Source organism: Pseudomonas trutticola BRTCR10, from assembly GCF_056155105.1.
Genome location: NZ_CM149552.1, coordinates 1,514,986 through 1,541,718 on the forward strand (window position 1 = coordinate 1,514,986; position 26,733 = coordinate 1,541,718).

At 59.8% G+C, this 26,733-nt stretch carries 22 protein-coding genes; 6 read left to right on the plus strand and 16 right to left on the minus strand.

Going from position 1 to position 26,733, the window contains the following annotated elements; all coding sequences use genetic code 11:
- Positions 1-6: 6 nt before the first annotated feature.
- The 3 genes from ACVVH8_RS06640 to ACVVH8_RS06650 all read right to left on the minus strand — a co-directional run bounded on the left by ACVVH8_RS06640 (position 7) and on the right by ACVVH8_RS06650 (position 3,030).
- The gene (locus ACVVH8_RS06640; RefSeq protein WP_475229125.1) at positions 7-1,620 is read right to left on the minus strand and encodes an NAD(P)/FAD-dependent oxidoreductase; all 1,614 of its coding nucleotides are present in this window, start codon (positions 1,618-1,620) and stop codon (positions 7-9) included.
- 97 nt (positions 1,621-1,717) lie between these two features.
- Positions 1,718-2,371 (minus strand): COG3650 family protein, encoded by a 654-nt coding sequence (locus tag ACVVH8_RS06645; RefSeq protein ID WP_475229127.1) that lies wholly within the window; start codon positions 2,369-2,371, stop codon positions 1,718-1,720.
- A gap of 59 nt (positions 2,372-2,430) precedes the next feature.
- Complete coding sequence (locus tag ACVVH8_RS06650) at positions 2,431-3,030, minus strand: short chain dehydrogenase (protein ID WP_475229130.1); 600 nt, start codon at positions 3,028-3,030, stop codon at positions 2,431-2,433.
- A gap of 104 nt (positions 3,031-3,134) precedes the next feature.
- Between ACVVH8_RS06650 and ACVVH8_RS06655 the strand changes: the two genes are divergently transcribed.
- Positions 3,135-4,049, plus strand: coding sequence for a LysR family transcriptional regulator (locus ACVVH8_RS06655; RefSeq protein ID WP_475229132.1), 915 nt, complete (start codon positions 3,135-3,137; stop codon positions 4,047-4,049).
- A 23-nt stretch (positions 4,050-4,072) separates the two neighbouring features.
- On the opposite strand, the gene ACVVH8_RS06660 is transcribed toward ACVVH8_RS06655, so the two are convergent.
- Genes ACVVH8_RS06660 through ACVVH8_RS06675 form a run of 4 tightly spaced genes read right to left on the minus strand, consistent with a single transcriptional unit; the run spans position 4,073 to position 6,519 of the window.
- Positions 4,073-4,549 carry a DoxX family protein gene (locus ACVVH8_RS06660; protein WP_475229134.1) on the minus strand — a complete coding sequence of 159 codons (477 nt, stop codon included), beginning with the start codon at positions 4,547-4,549 and terminating at the stop codon, positions 4,073-4,075.
- Complete coding sequence (locus tag ACVVH8_RS06665; protein WP_475229137.1) at positions 4,546-5,304, minus strand: HvfC/BufC N-terminal domain-containing protein; 759 nt, start codon at positions 5,302-5,304, stop codon at positions 4,546-4,548. Before ACVVH8_RS06665 ends, ACVVH8_RS06660 begins: the two co-directional genes overlap by 4 nt.
- Entirely contained in the window at positions 5,301-6,188 is an 888-nt protein-coding gene (gene bufB, locus ACVVH8_RS06670) for an MNIO family bufferin maturase (RefSeq protein WP_401304137.1), read from the minus strand. Before bufB ends, ACVVH8_RS06665 begins: the two co-directional genes overlap by 4 nt.
- 25 nt (positions 6,189-6,213) lie before the next feature.
- The gene (locus ACVVH8_RS06675; protein WP_277760940.1) at positions 6,214-6,519 is read right to left on the minus strand and encodes a BufA1 family periplasmic bufferin-type metallophore; all 306 of its coding nucleotides are present in this window, start codon (positions 6,517-6,519) and stop codon (positions 6,214-6,216) included.
- 184 nt (positions 6,520-6,703) lie between these two features.
- Here ACVVH8_RS06675 and ACVVH8_RS06680 point away from each other — a divergent pair, with 184 nt between their 5' ends.
- Both ACVVH8_RS06680 and ACVVH8_RS06685 read left to right on the plus strand, forming a co-directional pair.
- Complete coding sequence (locus ACVVH8_RS06680) at positions 6,704-8,425, plus strand: DUF2599 domain-containing protein (protein ID WP_475229140.1); 1,722 nt, start codon at positions 6,704-6,706, stop codon at positions 8,423-8,425.
- A gap of 34 nt (positions 8,426-8,459) precedes the next feature.
- On the plus strand, positions 8,460-9,698 hold the full coding sequence (locus tag ACVVH8_RS06685; RefSeq protein WP_315446001.1) for a DUF2599 domain-containing protein: 1,239 nt from the start codon (positions 8,460-8,462) through the stop codon (positions 9,696-9,698).
- Positions 9,699-9,877: 179 nt separating this feature from the next.
- Here the strand turns inward: ACVVH8_RS06685 and ACVVH8_RS06690 are convergent, their stop codons facing one another.
- The 5 genes from ACVVH8_RS06690 to ACVVH8_RS06710 all read right to left on the minus strand — a co-directional run bounded on the left by ACVVH8_RS06690 (position 9,878) and on the right by ACVVH8_RS06710 (position 14,878).
- Positions 9,878-10,579 (minus strand): ABC transporter ATP-binding protein, encoded by a 702-nt coding sequence (locus ACVVH8_RS06690; protein WP_103307205.1) that lies wholly within the window; start codon positions 10,577-10,579, stop codon positions 9,878-9,880.
- Complete coding sequence (gene livG / locus ACVVH8_RS06695; RefSeq protein ID WP_016986595.1) at positions 10,580-11,347, minus strand: high-affinity branched-chain amino acid ABC transporter ATP-binding protein LivG; 768 nt, start codon at positions 11,345-11,347, stop codon at positions 10,580-10,582. It lies immediately after the preceding gene.
- Positions 11,344-12,600, minus strand: coding sequence for a high-affinity branched-chain amino acid ABC transporter permease LivM (locus ACVVH8_RS06700; RefSeq protein ID WP_475229142.1), 1,257 nt, complete (start codon positions 12,598-12,600; stop codon positions 11,344-11,346). Before ACVVH8_RS06700 ends, livG begins: the two co-directional genes overlap by 4 nt.
- Positions 12,597-13,520 (minus strand): high-affinity branched-chain amino acid ABC transporter permease LivH, encoded by a 924-nt coding sequence (gene livH, locus ACVVH8_RS06705; protein WP_103307207.1) that lies wholly within the window; start codon positions 13,518-13,520, stop codon positions 12,597-12,599. Before livH ends, ACVVH8_RS06700 begins: the two co-directional genes overlap by 4 nt.
- Positions 13,521-13,750: 230 nt before the next feature.
- Positions 13,751-14,878 (minus strand): branched-chain amino acid ABC transporter substrate-binding protein, encoded by a 1,128-nt coding sequence (locus ACVVH8_RS06710; protein ID WP_093438696.1) that lies wholly within the window; start codon positions 14,876-14,878, stop codon positions 13,751-13,753.
- Positions 14,879-15,230: 352 nt separating this feature from the next.
- Between ACVVH8_RS06710 and ACVVH8_RS06715 the strand changes: the two genes are divergently transcribed.
- The gene (locus tag ACVVH8_RS06715) at positions 15,231-15,536 is read left to right on the plus strand and encodes a DUF2288 domain-containing protein (protein WP_475229145.1); all 306 of its coding nucleotides are present in this window, start codon (positions 15,231-15,233) and stop codon (positions 15,534-15,536) included.
- 319 nt (positions 15,537-15,855) lie between these two features.
- On the opposite strand, the gene ACVVH8_RS06720 is transcribed toward ACVVH8_RS06715, so the two are convergent.
- Positions 15,856-18,057: a hypothetical protein gene (locus ACVVH8_RS06720; RefSeq protein WP_475229147.1), complete on the minus strand. Its 2,202-nt coding sequence runs from the start codon at positions 18,055-18,057 to the stop codon at positions 15,856-15,858.
- Between the two features lie 196 nt (positions 18,058-18,253).
- Here ACVVH8_RS06720 and ACVVH8_RS06725 point away from each other — a divergent pair, with 196 nt between their 5' ends.
- Positions 18,254-19,150 (plus strand): NAD(P)-dependent oxidoreductase, encoded by an 897-nt coding sequence (locus ACVVH8_RS06725; protein ID WP_475229149.1) that lies wholly within the window; start codon positions 18,254-18,256, stop codon positions 19,148-19,150.
- Here the strand turns inward: ACVVH8_RS06725 and ACVVH8_RS06730 are convergent.
- Entirely contained in the window at positions 19,041-21,323 is a 2,283-nt protein-coding gene (locus ACVVH8_RS06730; protein ID WP_475229152.1) for a putative bifunctional diguanylate cyclase/phosphodiesterase, read from the minus strand. The genes ACVVH8_RS06725 and ACVVH8_RS06730 overlap by 110 nt on opposite strands.
- Before the next feature lie 148 nt (positions 21,324-21,471).
- A complete protein-coding gene (locus ACVVH8_RS06735) occupies positions 21,472-21,840 on the minus strand; it encodes a YkgJ family cysteine cluster protein (protein ID WP_103307211.1) in 369 nt (122 codons plus the stop codon).
- A 302-nt stretch (positions 21,841-22,142) separates the two neighbouring features.
- On the opposite strand from ACVVH8_RS06735, the gene ACVVH8_RS06740 reads away from it, so the two are divergent.
- Positions 22,143-23,492, plus strand: coding sequence for a spinster family MFS transporter (locus ACVVH8_RS06740; RefSeq protein ID WP_475229154.1), 1,350 nt, complete (start codon positions 22,143-22,145; stop codon positions 23,490-23,492).
- Positions 23,493-23,661: 169 nt separating this feature from the next.
- Here ACVVH8_RS06740 and rapA read toward each other — a convergent pair whose 3' ends face one another.
- On the minus strand, positions 23,662-26,508 hold the full coding sequence (gene rapA / locus ACVVH8_RS06745; protein ID WP_213027777.1) for an RNA polymerase-associated protein RapA: 2,847 nt from the start codon (positions 26,506-26,508) through the stop codon (positions 23,662-23,664).
- Positions 26,509-26,733 lie beyond the last annotated feature (225 nt).

Consider the following 26,733-nt stretch of genomic DNA (forward strand, 5'->3'; position numbering starts at 1 on the left):
AGCTGATCAGGCTTCCAGGCCCAGAATGTCGCGAGCCACGGCTTCGGCGATGCGAATCCCGTCAACCCCCGCCGACAGAATCCCGCCCGCATAACCCGCGCCTTCACCGGCCGGGAACAAGCCCTTCACGTTCATGCTCTGCAGCGTCTCGTTACGGGTAATACGCAGCGGCGACGAGGTGCGCGTCTCGATCCCGGTCAACACCGCATCGTGCAGCGAGTAACCGCGAATCTGCTTCTCGAACGCCGGCAATGCTTCACGGATCGCTTCAATGGCAAAGTCCGGCAGCGCCAGGGCCAGATCGCCCAGTGCTACGCCCGGTTTGTACGACGGCTCGACTTCACCCAGTTCGGTCGAAGGAATGTCGTTGATGAAGTCGCCGACCAATTGCGCCGGGGCTTTGTAATTGCTGCCGCCGAGGATGAACGCGTGGGATTCCAGACGCTCCTGCAACTCGATGCCGGCCAGCGGGCCACCCGGGTAGTCGACTTCCGGGGTGATGCCAACGACGATGCCGGAGTTGGCATTGCGCTCGTTACGCGAGTACTGACTCATGCCGTTGGTGACCACGCGGTTCGGCTCGGAAGTCGCCGCGACCACGGTGCCGCCCGGGCACATGCAGAAGCTGTAGACCGAGCGGCCGTTCTTGGCGTGGTGCACCAGTTTGTAGTCGGCAGCGCCCAGTTTCGGGTGGCCGGCGTATTTGCCCAGCCGCGCGCGGTCGATCAGCGATTGCGGGTGTTCGATACGGAAGCCCACCGAGAACGGCTTGGCTTCCATGAACACGCCACGGCTGTGGAGCATGCGGAAGGTGTCACGGGCACTGTGGCCGAGGGCCAGGACCACGTGTTTCGAATGCAGGGTTTCGCCACTCGCCAGTTGCACGCCGACCAGTTGGCCGTCGTCGATCAGCACGTCAGTGACGCGCTCCTGAAAGCGCACTTCACCACCCAGTGCGCGGATTTCTTCACGCATGGTTTCGACCATGCCGGTCAGACGGAACGTGCCGATGTGCGGCTTGCTGACGTAGAGGATTTCTTCCGGCGCGCCAGCCTTGACGAATTCGTGCAGGACTTTACGGCCAAGGAACTTCGGATCCTTGATCTGGCTGTACAGCTTGCCGTCGGAGAACGTCCCCGCGCCGCCTTCGCCGAACTGCACGTTGGACTCGGGGTTGAGCACGCTTTTACGCCACAGGCCCCAGGTGTCCTTGGTGCGCTGACGCACTTCGGTGCCGCGTTCGAGGATGATCGGCTTGAAGCCCATCTGTGCCAGCAACAGGCCGGCGAAGATCCCGCACGGGCCGAAACCGACCACGATCGGGCGCTGGCTCAGGTCGCTCGGCGCCTGGCCGACGAATTTGTAGCTGACATCCGGCGCCACGTTGACGTTACGGTCGTCGGCGAACTTGCCCAGCACCTTGGCCTCGTCGCGCACGTTGAGGTCGATGGTGTAGATGAAGCACAGTTCGGAGGATTTTTTGCGCGCGTCGTAGCTGCGCTTGAACAAGGTGAAATCGAGCAAGTCATCGCTGGCGATGCCCAGGCGCTGCACGATGGCGACGCGCAGGTCTTCTTCGGGATGGTCGATTGGCAGCTTGAGTTCAGTGATTCGTAACATGGCGAGGATCCGGGTTCGCGGGGCGCACAACTGCGCCAGGGCGTTTGAAGGCCGCGATTATAAGCCGCAAAGGCCGGATCCGGTGAGGCTAAAACGCTCAGTCGTTGCGCGATCCGCCGAAATACCCGCAGCCACGCTGCACCTGGCCGTCGATGCGCAGTTCGGCGCTCATGTGCTGCACGCTGCCGGTTTTGCTGTCGACACAGCGTTGCGGCGCGACCCACAGTTCGATGCGCTGGTTGTTGGCTTCGCTGCTGAGATTGAAGCGACCGTCGCCCAGTTGTTCTTCAACATAAGGCACGGCGAGCGGTGGCTGGCCATCACGGTCGATGACCATGCCTTTGCCGCTGACTTTGACGTTCCATTCCGGGCCATGGCCGGAGGCGCGCAGGATCAGCAGCTTGAAATTGGCGTCATCGCACGCGGTGCCGGAGCGCTCGACGCGATACAACTGGGTGAGGTCGAGGCGGTCGCCGGCGACTTTGCCGCGTACGTCGGCGAACAGTTTGCCCTGCTCATCGGCGAGGGTCGCAGCCTCTTGCAGGATGCTGGTGCCGCCGATGTCGTTGATCACGTATTGGCGTTGATCCTGACACGGCTGGAACACCAGTTTGCCGTCGACCGCCGTCAGTTGCCCCTGCATTCGCGTCTGCCCGACATGCGAGGCACTTTCACGCTGGCCATCGAACAATTGGCAGGCGGCAAACAACGGCAGCAAGGCAACAAGGACTAACGAACGGGCAACACGCATCTTCGGCTCTCCAGACAAGTGCCGCCACGTTACGCAGCCTGACCGTTCATCACAAGGGTTTAGCCCACGTGAAATGTCTGACCGGTTTGCAAGCCTTCAACACTTTTCGCGTAGGCCAAAGCCACATCCGCCGCCGGAACCGGCTTGTAACCACGGAAATACGGCGCATAACTGCCCATCGCTTCCAGCAGGACGGTCGGGCTGATCGAGTTCACCCGCAGTCCACGCGGCAGTTCGATGGCGGCCGCGCGCACGAAGCTGTCCAGTGCGCCATTGACCAGCGCCGCCGACGCACCACTGCGGATCGGGTCATGACTGAGGACGCCGGTGGTGAAGGTGAACGAAGCATCGTCATTGGCGAATTCGCGGCCGATCAGCAGCAGGTTGACCTGGCCCATCAGCTTGTCTTTGAGGCCCAGGGCGAAGCTGTCTTCAGTCATCTCACCCAGCGGGGCGAAGGTCACGTTACCGGCCGCGCAGACCAGTGCGTCGAACTTGCCAGTCTGTTCGAACAGCTTGCGGATGGACGCGCTGTCGCTGATGTCGACGTTGAAATCACCGCTGTTGCGGCCGATACGAATGACTTCATGACGTTGCGACAGTTCTTTGTCTACGGCCGAACCGATGGTGCCGCCAGCGCCTATCAACAGAATTTTCATCGTGCTGTGCCTCGAGTGATTAAACGAGGTTTCAGTCTAGAGTGGTTTTTTTTGTAGATAAGCGCACTAATGGGCAACCTTTGGTTTTCAAATGGAAACAATCCATGAGCGAGATGGATGACCTCGCGGCGTTCGCCGTTCTGATCGAGGCCGGCAGTTTCACTTTGGCGGCGCAGCAACTGGGTTGCAGCAAGGGCCAGTTGTCCAAGCGCATCAGTCAGTTGGAAGCGAGCTTTTCCGTGGTGTTGTTGCAACGCACGACCCGGCGTTTAAGCCTGACCGCGGCAGGCGCGGCATTGTTGCCGCAAGCCCAGGCACTGGTTGTCCAGGTGGAAAAGGCGCGTCAGGCATTGGCGCGATTGAAGGACGACATGGCCGGCCCGGTGCGTATGACGGTGCCGGTGTCGCTGGGGGAAACCTTCTTCGATGGGCTGCTGCTGGAGTTTTCGCAGAAATATCCCGAGGTGCAGATCGAGTTGGAGCTGAACAATAGTTACCGCGATCTGTCCCGGGACGGCTTCGATCTGGCGATCCGCAGTGACGTGGCCAATGACGAGCGATTGGTGGCCAAGCCGCTGCTGGCCTGGCAGGAAATGACCTGCGCCAGCCCGGCGTATCTCGAGCGTTTCGGCGAGCCGGCGACGCCGCAGGCGCTGGCCGAGCACCGTTGTTTGCTCAACAGCCATTACAGTGGTCGCGAGGAGTGGCTGTATCACCAGAAACATGAGCTACTGCGCGTGCGGGTATCGGGGCCGTTCGCCAGCAACCATTACAACCTGCTCAAGAAAGCCGCGTTGACCGGGGCCGGTATCGCCCGATTGCCGTCGTACCTGTTGCAAGCGGAATTGGCCGATGGTCGACTGCGCTGGCTCCTGCGCGATTACCAGACCCGGCGCATGCCGATGTACCTGGTGCATCCTTATCAAGGCGGCTTGCCGAAACGCACGCAGGTATTGGCGGACTATCTGATTGGCTGGTTCAAGCGCAGCGGCGAGGCGCTGGATCGCCTCCAGCGCTGACGTCGCTCCCACAGGGGATTTGTTTATTTTGCGAAGCGGCGTGCGATCAAGTGATCTATCGACAGCCTGCCAGGGCCACGAGCCATCAGAAACAGCAACACCGCCGCCCACGTGCAATGAGTCGGATACGCGTCCGGATACACAAACAGCTGGATGGTCAGCGTCATCCCCAGCAGCGCCAGGGCGGAAAAACGTGTGGCGAAGCCGAGCAGAATCAGTATCGGGAAAAAGTGCTCGGCAAACGCGGCCATGTGCGCGGCGATTTCCGGCGATAGCAGCGGCACGTGATATTCACTTTTGAACAGTGGAATCGTTGAGTCCTCCAGACGCGGCCAGCCGAGTTGAAAAGTCCCGTCAATCAGATCGATGGCCAGGCCTTCGACCTTGGTCTGCCCGGATTTCCAGAACACGGCCGCAATCGAAAAGCGCGCGAGGAAAGCAATCAGACTGTGGGGGATTTTCTCCAGCAGCGCGATGGCGCGGAGGATGAGCGTGTTCATGGCGATTCCTTGTCGTTCAGATGAGTGATGGCGTTGTGTGCGATCAATAGGGCCAGGGTTTGACTGAGGTCGAACGCCGGGCTGTTTTGCGCCGCTGCCAGCAGTGACTGGCCATCGAGCAATAGACGGATAAACACGCTGGCGCCGTGTTCGAGGGCAAACACCTCGACGTCCAGATGGTTACGCAAGACCAGGGCGTACTGCGCTTGGTGAATGTTGATGGCTTCAAGCGTTGCGTCGTGTTGATGCGCAGCCCAGATCGCGACAACGGCATGGCTTGAGTCGAGCAGGCGCAACGACGGGTGAAGCCCTAAGCACAGTTCGCTCAAAGAGTCGGGTGCAGACAGGGCGGCGGTGATTTTTTCCGGGTGTATCGGGCTGGCATCGGCGGCGTGGTAGGCGACGGTACGCAGGTGCTCGAGACGTGCGACATCGGCCAGATAGGGCACGCTGAATGCCGGTTCAAACCTTTCGATGAAATCCGCAAAATCTTCGCCATAGAAGCTCATCAACGGACTGTGCGGTGGCCGAGCCTGTATGAACACGGCCGCTATGGCGCGGAAGAATTCCTCGCCAACCAATTGCGCAACCACCGGATAACGGTCGCCCAGAGCGTTGATCAGCGAACTCTGCACGTTGTTGCGATACACCGCGAAACGGCTCTCGGGATCGGCACCGTTGGCGCTGCACAGGCCTTCGGGGCAGGGCGATTGCACATCGAGCAGTGCCACCGTGAAGGCCGCTTGCGTGCTCATGATCGACCCCCGGCTTGCATCAGCAAGTCATCAGCCTGCCGCGCTTCGGCGAGCAAGACGCTGAACACCGGCACCTGATTGTCGCGTTCGATCAGCGTTGCCACCGGGCCTGTGCGCTCCAGCACTTGGCGGTACAGATTCCACACCGCCTGATCAATCGGCGCACCATGATCGTCGATCAGCAAACGGTCGCCGAGACTGTCGCTATCTTCTGCAAAACCGGCCAGATGAATCTCGCCCACCGCGTGCAATGGCAAGGCATCGAGATAAGCCAATGGATCGCGCTGATGATTGATGCACGACACGTAGACGTTATTGACGTCGAGCAACAAGCCGCAGCCGCTGCGGCGGATGACTTCGGCAATGAAGTCAGCTTCGTCGAGGGTCGAGCGTTGAAAGGCCAGATAGGTCGCCGGATTTTCCAGCAGCATGCGGCGCCCGAGGGTGTTCTGCACCTGATCGATATGCTCGCAGACGCGGTGCAGCGTCGGTGTGTCATAGGCCAGTGGCAGCAAGTCATTGAGGAACACCGGGCCATGGCTGGACCAGGCCAGGTGTTCGGAAAAGGCGTGCGGTTGATAGCGTTCGATCAGTGCACCGAGACGCTTGAGATGTTGCACATCCAGCGGCCCTTCAGCGCCGATGGACAGCCCAACACCGTGCAGCGACAGCGGGTACTGCTCGCGAATCAATCCGAGAAAATGGTGAAACGGACCGCCGGCCACCATGTAGTTTTCGGCGTGGACTTCGAAAAAACCGAGGTCCGGTCGGGACCCGAGCACTTCCCTGAAGTGCCCGGTCTTGAGCCCCAGCCCGGCGCGGGCAGGGAGCCCGGTGAGGGCTGCCTGAGTGTCGGAGAGGGCAGGGTTGTTGATTGTGAACATGATCGTCACTCAGGCAGGCCGCAGGTCAGGACTTGGCTTTGAACGCTTCCATCTGACCGAAGCCGGTCGGCGAGGTCTTGCTTTCAGTGGTCGTGCAAGTGCCTTTCGGAACGAGTTTCCAGGCGTTTGCCTGGTAGTCCATTTTCGCGGTGCCGGCACAAGTGGTGCCTGCACCTGCGGCGCAATCGTTATGACCTTTCATTGCCACGCCGAAGCATTTTTCCATGTCGGCGTCAGCGGCGTGGACGGTCGATACGGCGGCCATACTCAGAGCGGAACCGAGGGCCAGAACCAGTGCAGTGGCGGACAGGGTGCGGGTGGTAGCAGTCATGATGTTTCTCCGAATTGAGCTTGGGTTTTACAAGCGGTTTGCGCTTGCTTGTCCCTCTAGAGAAACGACATGGCGATGCGTTACAGCGCAGCCGGATTTTTTTAGAAAAAAATGCAAAACCCTGAGTGTTCTATAGTCATTTCAACGGCCACATCGACAGGCCGATTTACCAGGACGGTATCTCATGAAAATGGAGCGCTCAGACTCGCGCGTGCTGTCGCGCGTGACTTCATCTTTCGCTTTGGCGTGCGCGCTGCCGTTGCTGTGCAGTACGCTCGCCGCGCAGCCACTGCTTGATCCACAGGACACGCTCAAGCGGATCAATCACAACTACAACACCCTCAAGCAAGAGTGTCTGGAGCCGGATACCGGCGCCCCGCGCGGTCTCTACTATTGCAGTGGCGTGACTTTGCGCATGGTTAACGATGGCCCCTTCAACCCGTGGGACTACAGCCCCTACGCGGTCAAGATCGGCGCAACTTCCTACTCGTGGATTCGCAAGGATCTGAGTACGAAGATTCTCATTCACCCGGCCGGTCTGATCCTGCGAACCCCCACCGATGCGGCGGCGTTGAACCTGCCGGTCAAGGAGCAGGGCTTTACTTGCATCTACGCGTTCGATGGCGGTACCGGGCCGGAACGCAAGTGGTACGGCTGCGGATTCTTCGACAGTCGCGAGCCACCGCGTGCCGCTCAGGGCGTGATGAACAACCGCAATGCCGCGCTGGCCTACGGCACTTGTGCGGAAGCCGGAGTCACCACAGCAGAGCAATGGACACAGAAATACACCGGGCTGATGAAGGGCCCGATCCAGTACGGTCAGTGTTCATTCAACGCCGAGAAACCCAGCGATTGGCACGCAATGATCCGGGTTCACGAGTCCCGGCCAACCACCACCAACAAAGACCCGTTCGCTTACAGTGCCCAGGTCAACGAGTTCATGTTGAAGAACGCTACCGCGACTAACGACGGCAGCGAAAACATGAAGTACATCGATGCCTTCATCTACAACGTCAACAGCACCCAGAACTTCGCCACCCGTGGCGATCAGGCTCCGCCGAAACCGGAAAACGGCCTGAACAGCGCACGCAACTTCCAGAAGAAACTCCAGGCGCAGGGCTACAGCGTGCCGATCCTGCGGCTGGACTTCACCAAGCCTGCCGAACAACGTTTCAGCTATGTCGCCGCTGACCAGGCGATAGACCTGACGGCGGCTGGCGGCGCGCAGCCGACACCGGCGCCACCGGCGCAGAAATACATCGCCGAGGCAGTCTGGATCGAACGTTACGATCCCGGCAGCAAGAGGAACGAATGGTCACTCAAGATCACGCCCACTGCCCAAGGCAAAGCGATTCAGGCCAGTGATCAGGAGGCCTTGTACAAAGAACTGTTCGCCCTGCGTGGCGCCGATAGCCAGTGGCGTGACAACGAGAAATCGGCGGGCAGCATGCGCGGGCAATTGAGCTGCCTGATCCAGAACTATCCGGGCAAGACCGAATGGAATCTGGAACCGTTCCGGCCCAATGTCAGTGCGCAGGAATCGGCCAGGGCGGGCTGCAATCCACTGCCGGTTCAAGCACCGCAATATATTGCCTCAGCCGACTGGATCAAACGTTTCGACCCCGGCACCGGCAAGGATGAATGGAGCCTTAGCGTGGTGCCCACAGCGGCGGGGCGTGCCTTGCCCGGCGAGCAGGTGGCGGCGTTGTACGACCAACTGCTGGCGCTCAAAGGCGCGGACAGCAACTGGCGGGACAACGAAAAATCCGCCGGCAGCATGCGCCAGCAATTGAATTGCGTCCTGCTCAATTACCGCAACAAAACGCCGTGGAATCTTGAACCTTTCCGGCCGGCGTTATCGGACAACGAGACGCGGGCCGCGGGTTGCAACCCGGTCCCGCGTTGAGGGTGTGTGTTGGCTAATCAAGGAGATGCAAGCCATGAAAAAACGTTTGAACAGGATCGCTCCATTGCTCATGTTCCCGCTGCTGGTGCAGGCGACATGGGCCAATGCCGAGTCATGCGACGAGACGCTGAGGAAGGTCGAATCGTTGTACAACAAAACCGTCGACAGCTGCGGTCAGGATCCCGCCTCGGACTGTTCAGGGCTATTGGTTCGGGGCACGCACCGCGCCGATCCGGCCAAGGGGCAAAAATGGGACGTCTGGAATCCCAGCCCGAAAGCGCTGGAGCTGGGGACTTTTGCCGCTTCGTACATGCGGGCCGACGGCATCAGTTATGAAGACCCCGGCATGAGCACGCAAAACGGCTATCTGATTACCCCCAGAGATCTGGTTCGCGACCCCGAGACCCCGGTGCATGTCTATTGCGCGTTCCCCAACGATGCCTGGACTGACTTTCGCAATGACCGAGGCTGTGGCGACAACAAAAACACCGCCCCGGCAGAAGCGGTCTGCCAGGCCATGAAACCACCGATCCTGAGTCCGAATGCCTGGGTCGCGCACTTCACCCAGTACAACAACAATCGGCAACAGGACCAGTTGCAATGCGGCTTCAACATGCGCAATCCGATGAGTAGCAATGAGCGCGTCGACGCCTTCCGCAACTTCATGGGCGCGCGCAAAGTCATCAACAGCCGCGAGTTTCAGACTCAGACAGAACTGCGTCTGGGCAACCCGAAAACTGACGAGTTGCCGATTCTGGCGTTTTTCTACAGTGATCAGCGTGGCTTGAACGATGCGATGGCCAACCAACGCGACTACAAGGCCAAGACCGGCAAGGAACGCAACATCATCAAGATCGACTTCCCGAAAACACCGGTCGCCAAGGCCTCTTTCTCATGCATCCAGACCTCGACGCCAGCGGCGCCACAGTTCTGCGAGAAGTACATCGAGTCGAGCACCTGGGTACAACGGCCTGATCCGAAACTGGGGCCGAACACCTGGTCGCTCTCCGTGGTGCCGACTGCTTGCGGTCGTGCAATCAAGGACGATCAGACCGACCGGATGTTTGCCGAGCTGTACAACAAGCACAAAGACGATCAGCAGTGGCGGGAGTACAGCGTCAATGGCGGGTCACTGCGGCGGCAGATGGTTTGTCACCTGGCGGCCACCTACGACGGCAAACCTGTGAGGAACAAGCCTGAGTGGAACCTTGAACCGGCACGGCCTTACGTCGATCAGGCCACGGCGGTAGCGCAGCACTGCAATCCGTACTGACCCTCCACTGTAGGAGCGAGTCTGCTCGCGATGGTGTTGTGTCATTCAACATCAGTGGTGCCTGACTCGACGCGATCGCGAGCAGGCTCACTCCTACAAGGGATTTTCGGTGGGTTCGAGATTTTTGGTGCGCATAAAAAAACGGCCCGAGGGCCGTTTTTTTTGTTGGGCGAAAAGACTCAGCCGCCGAGGTATGCCTCGCGTACTTTCGGGTCGGTCAACAGCGCTTCACCAGTGCCTTGCATGACCACGCGGCCGTTCTCCAGAACGTACGCACGGTCGGCGATTTTCAGCGCCTGGTTGGCGTTCTGCTCGACCAGGAACACCGTCACACCGTCCTTGCGCAGCTGTTCGATGATGTCGAAGATCTGCTGGATGATGATCGGCGCCAGACCCAGCGACGGCTCGTCGAGCAGCAGCAGTTTCGGCTTGCTCATCAGCGCACGGCCGATGGCGAGCATCTGCTGTTCGCCGCCGGACATGGTGCCGCCGCGCTGGTTGAAGCGTTCTTTCAAGCGCGGGAACAGGCCGAGAACCTTGTCCATTTGCTCCTGATAGTCGCCCTTGTCGGTGAAGAAACCGCCCATCGAGAGGTTTTCTTCAACGGTCAGACGGGCGAACACCCGACGACCTTCCGGCACCACAGCGATGCTCTTGCGCATGATCTGCGACGAGTCCTGGCCGACCAGTTCCTCACCCATGTAGCGGATGCTGCCGCTGTGCGCCTGCGGCGAACCGCAGAGCGTCATCAGCAACGTGGACTTGCCGGCACCGTTGGCGCCGATCAGCGTCACGATCTCGCCCTGACGGACTTCGACGTTGACGTTGTGCAGGGCCTGGATCTTGCCGTAGAAGGTGGAAACGTTTTCGAACTGCAGCATTTACGCTTCCCCCAGGTAGGCTTTGATCACTTCAGGATTGTCGCGGATCTGTTCCGGCGTGCCGTCGGCCAGAGGCGTGCCCTGGTTGATCACGACGATGTGGTCGGAAATGCTCATGACCAGTTTCATGTCGTGTTCGATCAGCAGCACGGTGACGTTGTGCTCTTCGCGCAACACGCTGATCAGCGCCTTGAGGTCTTCGGTTTCCTTCGGGTTCAGGCCGGCGGCCGGTTCGTCGAGCATGAGGATCCGCGGTCGGGTCATCATGCAGCGGGCGATTTCCAGGCGACGTTGCTGACCGTAGGCCAGGGTGCCGGCGGTACGGTTGGCGAACTCTTTGAGGTTGACCTTTTCCAGCCAGTACTCGGCAAATTCCATGGCCTCGCGTTCGCTTTTGCGGAACGCCGGGGTCTTGAACAGTCCGGACAGGAAGTTGGTGTTGAGGTGACGGTGTTGGGCGATCAGCAGGTTTTCGACCGCCGTCATGTCCTTGAACAACCGCACGTTCTGGAAGGTGCGCACCACGCCTTTGAGGGCAATCTTGTGCCCCGGCAAACCCTGAATCGGCTCGCCGTCCAACAGGATGCTGCCGCCCGAGGGCTGGTAGAAACCGGTCAGGCAGTTGAACACGGTGGTCTTGCCGGCGCCGTTCGGGCCGATCAGTGCAACCACCTGTTTTTCCTTCACGGTCAGGGCCACGCCGTTGACCGCCAGCAAGCCGCCGAAGCGCATGCTCAAGTTTTCGACTTTAAGGATCTCGCGGCTCATTTTCGCAACTCCATGTGTGGGCGTTGCATCGGCAGCAGACCTTGTGGACGCCAGATCATCATCAACACCATCAGGGCACCGAACATCAACATGCGGTACTCGCTGAACTCACGCATCATTTCCGGCAACAGAATCATCACCACGGCCGCGAGAATCACGCCCAGTTGCGAGCCCATGCCACCCAACACGACGATGGCGAGGATGATCGCCGACTCGATGAAGGTGAACGATTCCGGCGTCACCAGACCCTGGCGGGCAGCAAAGAAGCTACCGGCGAAACCGGCGAAGGCAGCACCGAGGGTGAACGCGGACAGTTTGATGATCGTCGGGTTGAGACCGAGCGCACGGCAGGCGATTTCGTCTTCACGCAGCGCTTCCCACGCACGGCCGATCGGCATGCGCAGCAGGCGGTTGATGACGAACAGTGCTGCCAGCGCCAGCAACAGGGCAACGAGGTAGAGGAAGATCACCTTGTTGATCGAGTTGTATTGCAGGCCGAAATACTCGTGGAAGGTTTGCATGCCTTCCGCAGCTTTACGTTCGAAGGTCAGACCGAAGAACGTCGGTTTCTCGATGTTGCTGATGCCGTTCGGGCCACCGGTGATATCGGTCAGGTTACGCAGGAACAGACGGATGATCTCGCCGAAGCCGAGGGTCACGATCGCCAGATAGTCACCGCGCAGACGCAACACCGGGAAACCCAGCAGGAAGCCGAAAGTCGCCGCCATCAGGCCGGCAATCGGCAGGCAGATCCAGAAGCTCAGGCCGTAGTAGTGCGACAGCAGCGCGTAGCTGTAGGCGCCGACGGCATAGAAGCCGACGTAACCGAGGTCGAGCAGACCGGCCAGACCGACGACGATGTTCAGGCCCAGGCCAAGCATCACGTAGATCAGGATCAGCGTTGCGATATCCACCGCGCCACGGGAGCCGAAGAACGGCCACACCAGCGCAATGAGGATCAGCGCAATGATGAAATAGCGCTGGGTGGTTGGCAGGGTCAGGAAGTTGCTGGCCTTGGCCGGGATCAGCGGCAGGCCCGGCGAGGAGTTCCACGCCTTGCTGATCTGCTGGTTGAACAGCACCCGCAGGAACATCAGCACCGAGCACACGGTGATGGTCGCCAGAATGGCCGGGCTGGTGCCGTGCACTTCGAGGTTGATGCCGACGATGGTCAGTTTCAGACCGAGTACCGGGTAGGCCACGGCCCACACCAGCAAGGCACTGAACAGTGCCTGTTTAAGATTCCTAGTCATACTTTCTCAACCTCCGGACGGCCCAGAATGCCGGTCGGACGGAACAACAGCACCAGAACCAACAAGCCGAAAGCCACGACGTCCTTGTACTGGTCGCCGAAGATATCGGCGCCAAAGGCTTCCGCCACCCCAAGCACCAACCCGCCGAGCATGGCGCCGGGGATGCTGCCGATGCCGCCAAGTACCGCAGCGGTGAAGGCTTTGAGGCCGACGAGGAAACCGGCGTTCGGGTTGATCACGCCGTATTGCATGCTCAGCAGCACAGCGGCAACCGCTGCCAGCGCAGCACCAATGACGAAGGTCAGGGCGATGATGTTGTTGGTGTTGATGCCGAGCAGGTTGGCCATCTTGATGTCTTCGGCACAGGCGCGGCAGGCGCGGCCCAGGCGAGAGCGGGAGATGAACAGCGTGAGGCCGAGCATGGCGATCAGGGTCACCACGAACACCACGATCTGCATGTAGGAAATCAGCACTTCATGTGCGCCACCTGGACCGAAGGCAATGTTGCCCGGAATCAGGTTGGGGATTGCTTTGTCCTTGGAGTCTTGCGCCAGCAGAACCGTGTTCTGCAGGAAGATCGACATACCGATGGCGGAAATCAGCGGGATCAGACGGTTGCTGCCGCGCAACGGGCGGTAGGCAATGCGTTCGATGCTGTAACCGTAGGAACTGGTGACGACGATGCTGGCGATGAACGCCGCCGTCATCAACAGCGGGACACTGTCGAGTCCCATCATGGTCAGCCCGGCGATGGCGATGAACGCCACGTAGGAGCCGATCATGTACACCTCGCCGTGGGCGAAGTTGATCATTCCAATGATGCCGTAAACCATCGTGTAGCCGATGGCGATCAGGGCATACATGCTGCCAACGTTGAGGCCGTTAACCAGCTGTTGGAAGAAGTGATAGATGTCAGGCATTACAGCGCTCCTAAAAACCTGATACGCATTTCACTGGTGGAGTCATTTTCCCGCCCGGCCCCGTGGATCTATATCCACTTCGAATCCGGGGTTTGCCAGCGAACCGCTGATGACGGTTTTGAGATTTTCAGGTGGGGAGACTGGCGGATCACGCCAGCGCGGCCCTTACATTCGTAAAACAAAGCCCACGGCACGCCGTGGGCTTTATTGGCAGTCAGTCCGGCCGTGCCTTACTGAGGCGACACTTCGGTTTTCGGTTTGCCGTTGTGCCACTCGTAGACCACGAATTTGAAGTCTTTCAAGTCGCCCTTGGCGTCGAAGCTCAGGTCACCAGTTGGCGTCTTGAAGGTACCGGCGTGGATGGCTTCAGCCACTTTGGCCGCGTCTTCGGACTTGGCTGCCTTGATGCCTTCGGCAATCACTTCAACCGCCGAGTAGGACGGGAACACGAACGGGCCGCTCGGGTCTTCTTTCTTCGCTTTGAAAGCATCGGCCAGGGCGATGTTGGCAGGGTCCTGGTCGAAGGATTTCGGCAGGGTTACCAGCAGGCCTTCGGCAGCGTCTTTGGCGATCTGGGTGATCGAGTCGTTGCCCACGCCTTCTGGGCCCATGAACTTGGCTTTCAGGCCTTTTTCCTGGGCTTGACGCAGGATCAGACCCAGCTCCGGGTGGTAGCCGCCGTAGTAAACGAAGTCGACGTTGGCTTGCTTGAGTTTGGCAATGATCGCCGAGAAGTCTTTGTCGCCGGCGTTGACGCCTTCGAACACGGCAACTTTGGTGCCTTTCTTCTCAAGGGTCGATTTCACGGCGGTGGCGATGCCTTCACCGTACTGCTGCTTGTCGTGCAGGACGCCGACGATTTTCGGTTTGACGTGGTCGGCAATGTAGTTACCGGCGGCAGGACCCTGGGCGCTGTCCAGACCGATAGTACGGAAGATCATTTTGTAACCACGGGCGGTGATGTCCGGGCTGGTGGCAGCCGGGGTGATCATGATCACGCCTTCGTCTTCGTAGATGTCCGAAGCAGGTTGAGTGGAGCTGGAGCACAGGTGACCGACCACGAATTTGACGCCGTCGTTGACGACCTTGTTCGCGACCGCTACGGCTTGTTTCGGATCGCAGGCATCGTCGTATTCAACGGCTTCGAGCTTCTTGCCGTCGACGCCGCCCTTGGCGTTGATTTGTTCGATGGCCATTTTCGCGCCACTGAACTGCATGTCGCCGTACTGGGCTACAGGACCGGTTTTTGGGCCGGCGATACCGATTTTGATGGTGTCAGCTGCGAACGAATGGCTGGCAACCCCGGCCAGAACCATAGCGGCAAACAGTTTGGAAATCTGCTTAGTAGCCTTAGTCATAGTGCTCCACTCTTACTGTTGTAATTTTTTTGAGTTCTGGCGCCGTAGCAGCAGAACCGGGTCAGATATCTTTGCGATACCCTCCGGAAATGCCCCCGGCAACTGTACCGGTACAGTGTAGAGCGCCGGTTGTTGGCCTGGGAAGCGGGCGCCGAGGGGCAAAACTTGGGGGTGTCGCATTTTTGAATGAAAAAGACAGAATTGCGGCGGGGCGTTCGTGGGCATATATCCCAATCATCAGCATTCCCTGGCGTTCCTGCTCTTTTCGTTCGGTGCAGCCATTTGCAACCGGGTTTTTCTGGCGGACCACCGACGTTATCATTCGCGTCGATTTCTTTTCCGGACAGTTCCCATGAATCAAGAACCTAGCACCCTCTATGCCAAGCTGCTCGGCGAGACCGCATCTATTACCTGGAAAGAGTTGGAGCCGTTCTTCGCCAGGGGTGCCCTATTGTGGGTCGACCCTGCGCTGGATTTGATCGCCGCTGCCGAGGCCGTGGCGTCGGATGAAGGCGAGAAAGTCGCTGCCTGGCTGGCCGAAGACCAGGTCGCCAAGCTGTCTGAAACGCGGGCGCTGGATATTTTCGAGCGCGATCCACAGCTGTGGGCGGTGGTGGTGAGTCCGTGGATTTTGATCCAGGAAAGGGCGGCGGTCTGAATGCCTGCACTGATGCAGTGCATGCCAGCATCGTTGAAAAGTGTGTAGCCGAGTAGCGTGATGGCACGTTGCCGTAGAGAAACACCACAAGCGAGGGTGGCATCACGGTGACGTAAACGTAACGGGAACAGTTTAGTAAGCAGCCTAACGGCTGCTTAATTGTTTCTGGATATTGGAAAAGCTGAAATCTTCAGGGAATCTGAGGGCCCAATCGCTGGCAAGCCAGCTCCCACAAGGTTTGCGGTGAACACCAATATTGTGAACACCCGAAAACCTGTGGGAGCTGGCTTGCCAGCGATTGGGGCGACCCGGTCTGTGATCAGACCGAGAACGACTTCCCGGTATGGTTATTGAGGGAAATAACCTTGGTCTTGCCAATCCGGTGACGGTAGATCTCGCGCAGGTACTTGATCGCTTTCTTCACGCAATCGCGCGACAGGCGAATGTCATTGATCGAGACAAACTTCTCTTTATCGTTGATCAACTCGCGGTACTTCTTCTCGTACATCGGCTTGATCGCGTACCAGTTGGTGTCGAGGATCTTCGCCGGGTTCTCGAATTCGTTGAGCAGGTCATCGATGCGGTCTTCGTCGAATTCTTCGTTGATGATGAAGTCGAGAATCGAGTTATCCAGCGTCTCGTCGAACCGGTACGGGTTCTTCGCGAAGCAGCGCTTGATGAACGCCACGATCAAGGTCAGGAAGTCGTCCGACAGGCACGGGCTCTTGGCGATCAGGGTGGTCAGCGACAGGTTGGCCGAAGCACCGATCACCAACGCATAACGCTTGAGCGTGGTGTTGGGGAACAGGCTGTTGAGGTGGGTCTTCAACCGGTTCAGGTCCATGTACGACAGTTTGTAGTCTTTCGGCAGCGAGACAATCGAGACCACCGACGAGCAGTTCTTGAAGAAGTGCAAGTCGTGCAGCGCGGCAGCGTCGTAGCCGGAGTTCTTGTACTGCTCCAGCGAGGCGCGATAGCGCTTGGACTCGATCGGCAGCAGGCTGATGCCTTCGATCGCCTGGGTGACCTTGTTGAAGTGCGGCAGGTCGATTGAGCGGAAGAACAGATCGTCGATGTTCAGGCGCTGCGGCTCTTTATCGAACACCTTGAACTTGTCGCTGCTCGGCGGCGGCGTTTCCGGCACCACCGATTCGGCGTAGGCAATCGCCACCGGGCCGGCCAGACTCATGAACAGGTCGTTGGCATCCAGGCGAATGGTTTCGCCGATGTCGATGCCGGCACGACGGAAGTAGTTCTGGTCGTAGTCAGTGGTGACGGCCTGCGCGGTCAGAATGTTGAAGATCTGCTGCGAGATGTACTGGTTGGCGTGTTTTTCCATCGCATTGACGTCAATGTTCTGGATGTTGCCGTCATCGCTCTCTTCGGCGTATCGCATGATGTCGTTGGAAATCAGCATCATCGCGTTCCATGGGCGGATACGGCCCATGACGCTGGCTTCGCTGCTGTCTTCGTTGGCGAAGTTGTAGGAGAAATCCCATTCTTCCGAGAGGTATTTGCACAGCAGGCGACCGGCGTTGATGTGCAGCGCCTCGGACATTTCGCTGCGGTGGTCGGAAATGTTCGGCAGCACGCAGATGCCGCTGGTGAAGATCGGCTCGAACACGAACGAATGACCGCTCTTGCCGTCATGCTCGTCCATCGGCTTGGTGTCGAACGTCTTGTTCATGTACGAGTGCTGCTGGGCCAGGCCGAATTCCGAGGCCATGCCGGAACCGGTACCGCCGCCGGCACTGAAGATCGAGAAATACAGGCGCGACTGGTTGGCCTTGATGCCGCAGCTGTCGATCAGGTACGAGTGAATCATTTTCCAGTCTGGGCTGGAGAAACGCTGGGTGTCCTTGTTGAGGATGATCTTCGCCAGATACTGGCCGAGGATCGGCGCGTTACCGGCGCCACCGGCGTGGACTTCGGACAAGTCCATGATCTTCATTTTGCTGTAGTCGCGCAGGAAGCCGCTTTTCTCGCCCTTGCGCGAGAAACGGATGCGCCCGGCGATGTCCTTGTCGAGGTCGCCGAGCATCACCAGCGGCTCTACCAGAAACACCGGTTTGGTAGATTTGTTCGGGCCGATGCGCAGGTTGTTCTTGATCCACTGGGCCGGGCTGTAGCCCTTTTCGGCGTAGCGTTTGTCTGGCGACAGGCGATCTTCGTTGTTGAATTCGTTGAGGTAGAACTTGCGCGCGTTGTACACCAGCTCCGCGACGTCGAGGGCGATGTTGGAGCCGCAGCGACCGAGGCCGATCAGGCACACCGAGGGGAATTCCTGATCGTTGTGCTGTTCGTTGTCGCCTTCCAGGTGCGGCGGACGCGGGAACACCAGATCACGCAGGCCATCGAGGTTGTCGAGGATACGGTCGGTATTGGTTTCGGTGAAGTACAGGTATTGCTGAGTTGACAGCGGGCGCGACGGGACCAATGGCTTCGACGATGACGGGCTGTTCGCCGCGGGGCTCAAGGTCAGATCGGATACCGCGGTGGCGGGATTGTTTTTAGAAGTCATTGTGCGCCATATGCCTGGACTGGTTGGCTCGCGGGCCAGTTGCCTGCGAACCTCACGGAATAAGATCTCGCGTCTTTTTTTGCGCGAATTGAGCCCGAGCGTCAGGGACTTGGCCTGACTGTCGCTTGGGGGAATCCTTTCCTGATCGTTGATGAATCGGCCATTATTCGGCGATCTTTAATCAAAAGGAGGCTAAATGATGTCAACGCTACCTTCGTTGGGGTTCGCCGGAATCGGTCTGATGGGCCTGCCAATGTGCCGGCGTCTGCTGGCAGCGGGTTATCCGCTGGCGGTGTGGAACCGTAACCCGGCCAAGTGCGCGCCACTGGTCGAGGCCGGTGCCCGGCAGGTAGCGAGCCCCGCAGAACTGTGCGCACACGCCGGCGTGGTGATGTTGTGTCTGGCCGATACGGCGGTGGTGCGCGAAGTCGTGTTCGGCCCGGCCGGTGTCGCCGAAGGAGCGAAAAAAGGTCAGTTGCTGGTAGATTTTTCCAGCCTTGAGCCGACGGCGACGCGTGAAATGGCGGCGCAGTTGCTGGAGCAAACCGGCATGGCCTGGGTGGATTCACCGGTATCCGGCGGCGTGGTCGGGGCCGAGGCCGGTAGCCTGGCAATCATGGTCGGTGGCGAGGTGGCGGACGTTGAGCGCGTACGCCCGGTGCTGCTCAAGCTGGGGCAGCGCGTCACGCACATGGGCGGCGTTGGCGCGGGTCAGGTGACCAAGGCCTGCAATCAGATGATCGTCGCCTGCAATGCGCTGGTGATTGCTGAAGTGGTGGCGTTGGCCGAGCAGGCGGGCGTCGATGCCAGCCTGATTGCCGAGGCGTTGGCCGGTGGTTTTGCCGACTCCAAACCGTTGCAGATCCTCGCTCCGCAAATGGCCGAAAGCCGTTTCGAACCGATCAAATGGCACGTGCGCACGCTGCTCAAGGATCTCGATACGGCGGTGAAGTTCTCTCGCGAACAAGGCTCGGCCACGCCGATCAGCGGATTGGCCGCACAACTGATGCGCCTGCATGGGGCGCAAGGCTTTTTGGCGCAGGATCCAGCGACACTGGTGCAAATGTACCGCGCGCCAGAATCAACGGATTGATCGTGTGTGAATGTTTGCGCTGATTGATTTCTTCCAGCACCGGGCGCAGCTCGTCCAGCGGCACCGGGCGGCTGAGCAGGTAGCCCTGAATGAAATCGCAGCCCGAACGCTCGAGGAACTCGTATTGCTCCAGGCTTTCCACGCCTTCGGTGACCACCTGCAAATGCAGGGTGTGCGCCATGACGATGATCGCCTGGACGATCTCCATGTCGGCCGTGGCTTTGGGAATGTCGAGGATGAACGAGCGGTCGATTTTCAGGGTGTTGAGCGGCAGTCGCTTGAGGTAGGCCAGCGACGAGTAGCCGGTGCCGAAGTCATCGATCGACAGCGACACACCGAGGGCGCGGATCTGGCGCAACAGCACCAGGGTGTTGGCGATGTTGCCCATCAGCGCATTCTCGGTGACTTCCAGCTCCAGCCGTTCCGGCGCCACCCCAGCGGTGCGCAGCGCACTTTCGATTTCGTCCGCCAGTTCTTCCCGGGCGAGGTTCAGCGGTGAACAGTTCCAGGCGATTTTCAGTTCTTCGCAGCCATGGCGCGACAGTTCACCCAGATCCTTGCAGGCGCGGCGCAGGACCCAATTGTCCAGTTCGGCGATCAGGCCATTGTTTTCGGCGATGCTGATAAAGCGGTCCGGGGTCAGCAGGCCGTGGACCGGATGCTGCCAGCGGATCAACGCTTCGAGCTTGGTAACCCGGCCGGTTTTCAGTTCGAAGATCGGTTGGTAATACAGCATCAGGCCGTTTTCTTCGCGCAGGGCGTGGCGCAGCTCTTCCTCCAGTTGCAGCTCGAAGCTGGCGCGGGTCTTCAGGTTGGAGCTGAAAAAGTGCAAGCCATTGCGTCCCGCGCCTTTGGACTGATACAACGCCAGATCTGCGTGCTTGAGCAACTCCTCGCAGGTGGTCCCGTCTTCTGGATAGAGGCTGATGCCGATGCTGGTGGTCATCACCATCCGGCGTCCGGCGAGTTCGATCGGCTCTTTCATTTTCTGCATGATCCGTTGCGCCATGCCGCGCGCCTCTTCACGGTCATTCAGACCGATCAGGATGCAAAACTCATCCCCCCCGAAACGCGCGACCACGTCTTCATGGCTGCGCACCGAGCCTTTGATGTGATTGGCGATGACCTTGAGCAAGGCGTCGCCGGCGTCATGGCCGAGGCTGTCGTTGATCCGCTTGAAGTGGTCGATGTCGAGAAACATCACCGCGAGCATGCCGCCTTCGGTGGCTTTCTGGCTGAGCTTCTCGGCGAAGATCTGGTTGAAGCCACGACGGTTGATCAGGTTGGTCAGGGCGTCGTAGTTGGCCACTTGTTGCAGCGACATGCGCGCCTGATCGAGTTGGCTGAGCAGCGCGTTGACTCGGCGCAGGTCGTGCTCCTTGTTCTGCAACTTCTTGTCGGCCAGTGCTGCGCTGATCGCGCTACCGAGGATCAACAGAATGATCAGCGCCACCGTCAGGCCCAGTTGCAGGTGACTGCTTTCCGCCGAAAGGCTCGGCACACTACCCTCGGGCAACACCAGACGTAACGCCGCCATCCCGGTGAAGTGCATGCTGAAAATGCCCGCGCCAAGGATCAGTGCCGCGGCGTACTTGAGCATCTGATGAGCGATGCCGCTGCCTTCACGCAAGTAACCCGCGACCCACAAGGCCGCGAAACTGGCGACGATGGCAATCACGATCGACAGGCCGAACAACAAGGGCTGGTAATAAGCCGTGGCAACCGAGTGCATCGCGGCCATGCCGACGTAGTGCATACCGGCAATGCCCAAGCCGATGACGATGGCGGTTTTCAGGTAATGCATCAGGCTGGGTTGCGCCTCGCTCAGCGTGTGCATGGCCAGCCACGAAGCGAGCAGGGCAATCAGCAGGGAAAACAGGGTGATCGGCAAGTCGTACTGAATGTCGATCGGCGCCTGAAAGGCGAGCATGCCGATGAAGTGCATGGCCCAGATGCCGCCGGCCAGGCAGGTCGCGCCGATCCAGCGCCACAGTCGTTGTGAGCCGGGGTCTTCAGCGTGGCCGACGCGTTCGGCCATGTCGAGGGTAGCGAAACTCGCAGCGCAGGCGACCAGATAGGCCACCAGCACCAGTAAAGGGTTGTGTGTGCAATCGAGAATGACCTGCCCGCTCTCCGGCAGCTCGGTAACAAACTGCAAACCAAGCCACTCCATAGCATGCCCCGTCTCTGAAGTCGTCCTTACTGCGTCGTCAACGCAGGCGAATGACTGGAGTATAGAGGCGGTTTTCGCGATGCAAGCCGTGGTAGCACATTGATGCCAATGATTTCGGCATTAGCCTCATAGCCATTGGCGCTAAAGGTCAGGCGCTCTTGTCGAAAGGGATCTCGGCCCAGTCGGGTTGCAGGGGTGGCAGGCCGAAGCGCGCGCGGGCCTTGTCGCAGTCAACGTTCTGTTCGCCGTTTTCCCACGACGATTCGAATTCACGGCAGGGGCTGGCGCGCTGCTCATAAATCGAGCACTGCACGTTGCTACCCACTTCACCGACCAATGCCGTGCAGCGCGGCGATTTGCAGTCGGTGCCGTTCATCGCCACCCGACTCGGGCTGATTTGCGTCACCAGTTCATCGGGCACAGTACCGCCGGAGGATGAGCACTCACCCCAGAAAAAAGACACGCGAAAATGGGAACAGCAGGCACCGCAATTCAGACACGGACTGACTTCGGACATGGGGGCGGGTATCAAAGGGATTGATCGGGAGATCCGGACGGATCCGGCGGCCATTCTAGGCTTCGCCACGAACTTGGGAAGGGGGGCGCGAAACTATTTTTTTGTGGCAAGGTTTTGCCGCGAAAGCCCCGGTTTTCGGGGGACTTCAGCGTTATCAAGGGCTTACGTTTCGTTACAGGGCCATGGCCCGATATCAGGCAGACGAATGATCACAGACAGCCTCTGCCGGCCTGACTAGATTGCAGGTTCCGGGCTCGGATGCGTCGGCAGTGAAGCCCTAATAACAATAAAGAGACGGACCCATGCAGAACTCGACCCAAGCGGCGAATGCCTGGCGCATTCTGTTCCTGCTGTTCCTCGCCAACCTGTTCAATTTCTTCGACCGCACCATCCCGGCGATCATCATCGAACCGATTCGCATGGAATGGCACCTCAGCGACTTTCAGCTGGGGATCGTCGGCACCGCGTTCACCATTGTTTATGCGATTGCCGGCCTGCCGCTCGGGCGCATGGCCGACACCGGCTCACGCAGCAAACTGATGGGCTGGGGCCTGGCGACGTGGAGTGCGCTGACCGCGGTCAACGGTCTGGTCGGCAGTTTCTGGAGCTTTTTGCTCGTGCGCATGGGCATCGGTATCGGCGAGGCCAGTTACGCACCGGCCGCCAATTCGTTGATCGGTGATCTGTTTCCGGCCCACCGTCGGGCGCGTGCGATGGGTATTTTCATGCTTGGTCTGCCGTTGGGGCTGCTGCTGGCGTTCTTCACCATCGGCTGGATGGTCAAGGCATTCGACAGCTGGCGCGCGCCGTTCTTCATCGCCGCCGTACCGGGGCTGCTCCTCGCGATCTTCATGTTTTTCATCAAGGAGCCAAAACGCGGCGCAGCGGAAACCGTGCAGGTCTCGCAAGAGAAAGTCGACAAACCGATCCGCCGGATCCTCGCCGTGCCGACCTTCCTGTGGCTGGTGATGGCCGGGCTGTGCTTTAACTTCGCCACCTATGCCTGCAACTCGTTTCTGGTGCCGATGCTGCAACGCTATTTCCTCATGCCGTTGCAGGAAGCGGCGGTGGCGACCGGGTTGATCGTCGGCGTGACCGGGCTGATCGGCCTGACCCTCGGTGGCTGGATCGCTGACAAGATTCACCAGCGCGTGGCCAATGGGCGACTGCTGTTCGCGGCGTTCAGTCTGATTATTTCGACGCTGTGCACGGCTTGGGCGTTGCATGCCGGGCGCATCGAGATTGGTGTGTTTGTGGCGCTGTTCAGCGTCGGTTGGCTGTTTGCCTATAACTTCTATACCTGCGTGTACACGGCGATTCAGGACGTGGTCGAACCGCGCCTGCGGGCGACAGCGATGGCGTTGTTCTTTGCCGGGTTGTATCTGCTGGGCGGTGGATTGGGGCCGGTGGTGGTTGGCGGGCTGTCGGATCATTTTGCCAAGTCGGCGATGATGGCGGCGGGGGCGGAGCAGATGACTGAAGCGTTCAAGGCAGTTGGGCTGCACGACGCTATGTATCTGATTCCGGTGGCGCTGTTCCTGACGATGGTGTTTCTGTTTCTGGCGGCGCGGTGTTTTGTGCGGGATGCGCAGCGGATGAAGGAGGGCTTGGTGGCGGTGGTTGAGCCAGACATTGCTGCTGCGACTGCATAACCGCTATCGCTGGCAAGCCAGCTCCCACAGGGATTGTGTTCATGCTGGAGATCCAATGTGGGAGCTGGCTTGCCAGCGATGAGGCCATCAGCATCAGCTAATAAATAACAGGCAAAAAAAGGCCCGCATCACTGCGGGCCTCTTGTTTTCAGCGCTGGAGCAGGGCGGTTTAGCCCGCTACCAATACCCGAATCGCTTCCAGTCGCAAAGCAGCCTTGTCCAGCATCGCCAGACCTTGCTCACGCTGTTCACGCAACGCCACCAGTTCGCTGTCACGCACGGTCGGGTTGACCGCTTGCAACGCGGTCAGGCGCGCCAGTTCTTCGTCGGTGTCGGCCGCCAGACGGCGACGGGCCTCGGCCACGCGCTCGGCGTGACGCGGGGTGATCTTGTCTTCACCGGCGTTGATCCGGGGCGTCAGCTGATCGCGCTGGGCCTGAATGAACTTGTTGGCGCTGGCGCGTGGGACGCTTTCCAGTTGATCGTTGAGGGTTTCGAACGAGACGCGGGCCGACAGATCGTTGCCGTTGGCGTCGAGCAGGCAGCGCAGCGCGGCCGGCGGCAGGTAACGGCCCAGTTGCAGCGAGCGCGGGGCAACCACTTCGCTGACATAGAGCAGTTCCAGCAACACGGTGCCCGGTTTCAGCGCCTTGTTCTTGATCAGCGCGACGGCGGTGTTACCCATCGAGCCGGACAGCACCAAATCCATGCCGCCCTGCACCATCGGGTGTTCCCAGGTGATGAACTGCATGTCTTCGCGCGACAGCGCCTGGTTGCGGTCGTAGGTGATGGTCACGCCTTCGTCGTCGCCCAGCGGGAAACTGGCGTCGAGCATCTTCTCGCTCGGCTTGAGGATCAGGGCGTTTTCCGAATGGTCTTCGCTGTCGATGCCGAACGCATCGAACAGGGTTTCCATGTAGATCGGCAGGGCGAACTGATCGTCTTGCTCAAGGATGTCCTCGACCAACTGATCGCCTTCACCCGAACCGCCGGAGTTGAGCTCCAGCAGACGGTCGCGACCGGTGTGCAGCTCCTCTTCCAGACGCTCGCGCTCGGTGCGTGCCTCGTCGATCAGCGCTTGCCACTCGCCGTCGTCGGCTTCTTCGAGCAGCGGCAGCAGGCGTGGGCCGAACTGGTGCTGCAAGGCGTTGCCGGTCGGGCAGGTGTTGAGGAACGCGTTCAGCGCTTCGTGGTACCACTGGAACAGACGCTCTTGCGGGCTGGTTTCCAGGTACGGCACGTGCAGTTCGATGATGTGTTTCTGGCCGATCCGGTCGAGACGCCCGATACGCTGCTCGAGCAGGTCCGGATGCGACGGCAGATCGAACAGCACCAGGTGGTGAGCGAACTGGAAGTTGCGACCTTCACTGCCGATTTCCGAGCAGATCAGCACTTGCGCGCCAAATTCTTCGTCGGCGAAGTAGGCGGCGGCGCGGTCACGCTCAAGGATGTTCATGCCTTCGTGGAACACTGTGGCCGGGATGCCGGAGCGCACGCGCAGGGCGTCTTCCAGGTCCATCGCGGTTTCGGCGTGGGCGCAGATCACCAGCACTTTGGTGCGCTTGAGCATTTTCAGCTGATCGATCAGCCACTCGACACGCGGGTCGAATTTCCACCAGCGCTCTTCTTCGCTGGCGTCCGGCTGGGCCTGGAAGCTGACTTCCGGGTACAGCTCGGCGTGTTCGCCCAGCGGCAGTTCCAGATATTCGTCCGGGCACGGCAGCGGGTACGGGTGCAGTTTGCGCTCCGGGAAGCCCTGAACGGCGGCGCGGGTGTTACGGAACAGCACGCGGCCGGTGCCGTGGCGGTCAAGCAGTTCACGCACGAGGCGGGCGCTGGCTTCGGTGTCGCCATCGTTGACGGCGGTCAACAAGGCTTCGCCTTCGTTGCCGAGGAAACCGTGGATGGTCTTGTGCGCTTCAGGCGACAGGCGACCCTTGTCCAGCAGCTCCTGAACGGCTTCGGCCACCGGGCGATAATTTTCGCTCTCGGCGCGGAAGGCGGCCAGGTCATGGAAACGGTTTGGATCGAGCAGGCGCAGACGGGCGAAGTGGCTGTCCTGACCGAGTTGTTCCGGCGTGGCGGTGAGCAGCAGCACGCCCGGAATGGTTTCAGCCAGTTGCTCGACCAGGGTGTATTCCGGACTGGCCTTGTCTTCGTGCCAGACCAGGTGGTGGGCTTCGTCGACTACCAGCAGATCCCAACCGGCGGCGAACAGTGCGTCTTGCGCCTTTTCGTCGTCGACCAGCCATTCCAGCGCTACCAGCGCCAGTTGGGTATCTTCGAACGGGTTGCTGGCATCGCTTTCGATGAAGCGTTCTTCGTCGAACAGCGCGACCTGCAGGTTGAAGCGGCGGCGCATTTCGACCAGCCACTGGTGCTGAAGGTTTTCCGGCACCAGGATCAGCACGCGGTTGGCGCGACCGGAGAGCAGTTGGCGATGGATCACCAGACCGGCTTCGATGGTTTTACCCAGACCCACTTCGTCCGCCAGCAATACGCGCGGCGCGATTCGGTCGGCGACTTCACGGGCAATGTGCAACTGGTGCGCGATCGGCTGCGCACGCACGCCGCCCAGGCCCCAGAGCGAAGATTGCAACTGGCGGCTGGTGTGTTCGAGGGTGTTGTAGCGCAGCGAGAACCACGCCAACGGGTCGATCTGCCCGGCGAACAGACGGTCGCTGGCCAGACGGAACTGAATGAAGTTCGACAGCTGGGTTTCCGGCAGGGTAACGGCTTCGTTCTGCGCGTTGAGGCCGTGATAGACCATCAGACCGTCGACATCGTCGACTTGCTGGACGGTCATCTTCCAGCCTTCGAAGTGGGTAATGCTGTCACCCGGCGAGAATCGCACGCGAGTGAGGGGCGCATTCCGTAGCGCGTACTGGCGGGTTTCGCCAGTGGCCGGGTAAAGCACGGTCAACAAGCGGCCGTCCTGTGCCAGAACGGTGCCTAAACCAAGCTCTGCTTCGCTGTCACTGATCCAGCGTTGCCCCGGTTGATACTGCTGCGCCATGCTGCCTGACTCCCACCTTGAAAAAGCGGGCTATCTTAACGGAATGCAGGCTTCAGGGCCAAAGGATTAGGCGCAGCGGCAAGCATTTAGCTACAAGCTGCAAGTGCAGACAAAAGCAGTCATCCGTCAGTTTTCGAGCGATTTGCGGCACCCGTGAGTGCCAACCCGGTCACAAGTTAGCGACCAGTGGCTCAAGCCGCCATCGCCCAAGCCGATAGCCTGCTG

What these genes read in the sequence shown, in the direction of transcription:
- ACVVH8_RS06655 (WP_475229132.1), top strand. Translation starts at nt 3,135, where the DNA reads ATGAGCGAGATGGATGACCTCGCGGCGTTCGCCGTTCTGATCGAGGCC.
- ACVVH8_RS06640 (WP_475229125.1), bottom strand. Translation starts at nt 1,620, where the DNA reads ATGTTACGAATCACTGAACTCAAGCTGCCAATCGACCATCCCGAAGAA.
- ACVVH8_RS06685 (WP_315446001.1), top strand. Translation starts at nt 8,460, where the DNA reads ATGAAAAAACGTTTGAACAGGATCGCTCCATTGCTCATGTTCCCGCTG.
- ACVVH8_RS06690 (WP_103307205.1), bottom strand. Translation starts at nt 10,579, where the DNA reads ATGCTGCAGTTCGAAAACGTTTCCACCTTCTACGGCAAGATCCAGGCC.
- ACVVH8_RS06715 (WP_475229145.1), top strand. Translation starts at nt 15,231, where the DNA reads ATGAATCAAGAACCTAGCACCCTCTATGCCAAGCTGCTCGGCGAGACC.
- livH (WP_103307207.1), bottom strand. Translation starts at nt 13,520, where the DNA reads ATGCCTGACATCTATCACTTCTTCCAACAGCTGGTTAACGGCCTCAAC.
- ACVVH8_RS06650 (WP_475229130.1), bottom strand. Translation starts at nt 3,030, where the DNA reads ATGAAAATTCTGTTGATAGGCGCTGGCGGCACCATCGGTTCGGCCGTA.
- ACVVH8_RS06665 (WP_475229137.1), bottom strand. Translation starts at nt 5,304, where the DNA reads ATGAGCACGCAAGCGGCCTTCACGGTGGCACTGCTCGATGTGCAATCG.
- ACVVH8_RS06740 (WP_475229154.1), top strand. Translation starts at nt 22,143, where the DNA reads ATGCAGAACTCGACCCAAGCGGCGAATGCCTGGCGCATTCTGTTCCTG.
- ACVVH8_RS06680 (WP_475229140.1), top strand. Translation starts at nt 6,704, where the DNA reads ATGAAAATGGAGCGCTCAGACTCGCGCGTGCTGTCGCGCGTGACTTCA.
- ACVVH8_RS06730 (WP_475229152.1), bottom strand. Translation starts at nt 21,323, where the DNA reads ATGGAGTGGCTTGGTTTGCAGTTTGTTACCGAGCTGCCGGAGAGCGGG.
- ACVVH8_RS06645 (WP_475229127.1), bottom strand. Translation starts at nt 2,371, where the DNA reads ATGCGTGTTGCCCGTTCGTTAGTCCTTGTTGCCTTGCTGCCGTTGTTT.
- ACVVH8_RS06660 (WP_475229134.1), bottom strand. Translation starts at nt 4,549, where the DNA reads ATGAACACGCTCATCCTCCGCGCCATCGCGCTGCTGGAGAAAATCCCC.
- ACVVH8_RS06725 (WP_475229149.1), top strand. Translation starts at nt 18,254, where the DNA reads ATGATGTCAACGCTACCTTCGTTGGGGTTCGCCGGAATCGGTCTGATG.
- ACVVH8_RS06720 (WP_475229147.1), bottom strand. Translation starts at nt 18,057, where the DNA reads ATGACTTCTAAAAACAATCCCGCCACCGCGGTATCCGATCTGACCTTG.
- bufB (WP_401304137.1), bottom strand. Translation starts at nt 6,188, where the DNA reads ATGTTCACAATCAACAACCCTGCCCTCTCCGACACTCAGGCAGCCCTC.
- ACVVH8_RS06700 (WP_475229142.1), bottom strand. Translation starts at nt 12,600, where the DNA reads ATGACTAGGAATCTTAAACAGGCACTGTTCAGTGCCTTGCTGGTGTGG.
- livG (WP_016986595.1), bottom strand. Translation starts at nt 11,347, where the DNA reads ATGAGCCGCGAGATCCTTAAAGTCGAAAACTTGAGCATGCGCTTCGGC.
- rapA (WP_213027777.1), bottom strand. Translation starts at nt 26,508, where the DNA reads ATGGCGCAGCAGTATCAACCGGGGCAACGCTGGATCAGTGACAGCGAA.
- ACVVH8_RS06675 (WP_277760940.1), bottom strand. Translation starts at nt 6,519, where the DNA reads ATGACTGCTACCACCCGCACCCTGTCCGCCACTGCACTGGTTCTGGCC.
- ACVVH8_RS06710 (WP_093438696.1), bottom strand. Translation starts at nt 14,878, where the DNA reads ATGACTAAGGCTACTAAGCAGATTTCCAAACTGTTTGCCGCTATGGTT.
- ACVVH8_RS06735 (WP_103307211.1), bottom strand. Translation starts at nt 21,840, where the DNA reads ATGTCCGAAGTCAGTCCGTGTCTGAATTGCGGTGCCTGCTGTTCCCAT.